This is a genomic window from Dysgonomonas sp. HGC4, assembly GCF_001261715.1.
Classification (GTDB): Bacteria; Bacteroidota; Bacteroidia; order Bacteroidales; family Dysgonomonadaceae; genus Dysgonomonas_A.
The window spans coordinates 1-1258 of record NZ_CVRU01000165.1; the positions used below are offsets into that span (position 1 = coordinate 1).

Genomic DNA, 1258 nt, shown 5'->3' on the forward strand with positions numbered 1-1258 from the left:
ATTAAAGCATTATATATATCAATAGTATTTATATAATTACAAAGCACATAAGCCTATGAAAAGTAATACCAGAAAAACTTTGGATGAGTTTATTATTGAAAGACAAGACGACTTTCAATATTCAACAGGAGAATTATCTCGCCTTCTTAACTCTATACTATTAGCAGCTAGAGTAGTAAGCTACAAAGTAAGAAAAGCCGGTCTAATAGACATTATTGGTGCAGTAGGAACTACAAATATACAGGGTGAAGATCAGCAGAAGCTCGATTTGTATGCTCATAATGTATTTGTGGAAACACTAGTCAACCGAGAAATTGTTTGCGGAATAGCATCTGAGGAAAATGATAATTTTATAACTATTCAAGGGTTAGATCAATCTCATAATAACAAGTATGTTGTTTTGATGGATCCTCTTGATGGATCTTCAAATATTGATGTTAATGTTTCGGTGGGAACTATTTTTTCTGTTTATCATCGAATTTCTCCCGTTGGTACACCCGTTACTATGGAAGACTTTCTACAACCGGGAGTAAATCAGGCCGCAGCAGGATATATCCTTTATGGAACTTCTACAATGATTGTTTACACAACAGGTGCAGGTGTTAATGGTTTCACTCTAAACTCTGCTATTGGCAGTTTTTATTTGTCACATCCTAACATGAGATGTCCTGAGGATGGTAATGTATATTCGGTGAACGAAGGTAATTATGTACATTTTCCGCAAGGGATTAAAAACTATATAAAGTATTGTCAGGAAGAAAAGGAGAACCGCCCTTATACATCACGCTACATAGGAAGTTTAGTTTCTGACTGTCATCGTAATCTCATTAGGGGGGGGGTATACCTATATCCATCTACTTTGAAAACACCTAAAGGTAAGCTACGTCTATTGTATGAGTGTAACCCTATGGCTTTTATTACAGAACAAGCCGGTGGGCGTGCCTCTGATGGTAAAAGACGTATTCTAGAACTAACGCCTACGGAACTTCATCAGCGTACACCTTTCTATTGTGGAAGTAAAAGTATGGTAGACAAGATAGAAGAATTTATTGCAAACGAAGAAGAAAAGACAGAGTAATGAACCATTTGTTGTTTTATTCCTAAGAAATAATAGACTCTTCTACTTACACTTACTAAAGCAATAGACAGACATGATACCTTTAATAGTATTATTTTCTCAAAAATTATTTGAAATGGTTTGTTAATTATAAATTTTTTATAACTTTGCAAATATCATAATGAAACAAGAAATGAATTT

At 34.3% G+C, this 1258-nt stretch carries 1 protein-coding gene; it reads left to right on the plus strand.

The window, feature by feature from the left end; genetic code table 11:
* The first annotated feature begins 55 nt into the window (after positions 1-55).
* Complete coding sequence (gene fbp / locus HGC4_RS16250) at positions 56-1078, plus strand: class 1 fructose-bisphosphatase (RefSeq protein ID WP_050711196.1); 1023 nt, start codon at positions 56-58, stop codon at positions 1076-1078.
* The last annotated feature ends 180 nt before the right edge of the window (positions 1079-1258 follow it).

Excerpts from the sequence above, each read along its gene's own strand:
- fbp (WP_050711196.1), top strand. The coding sequence starts at position 56 with ATGAAAAGTAATACCAGAAAAACTTTGGATGAGTTTATTATTGAAAGA.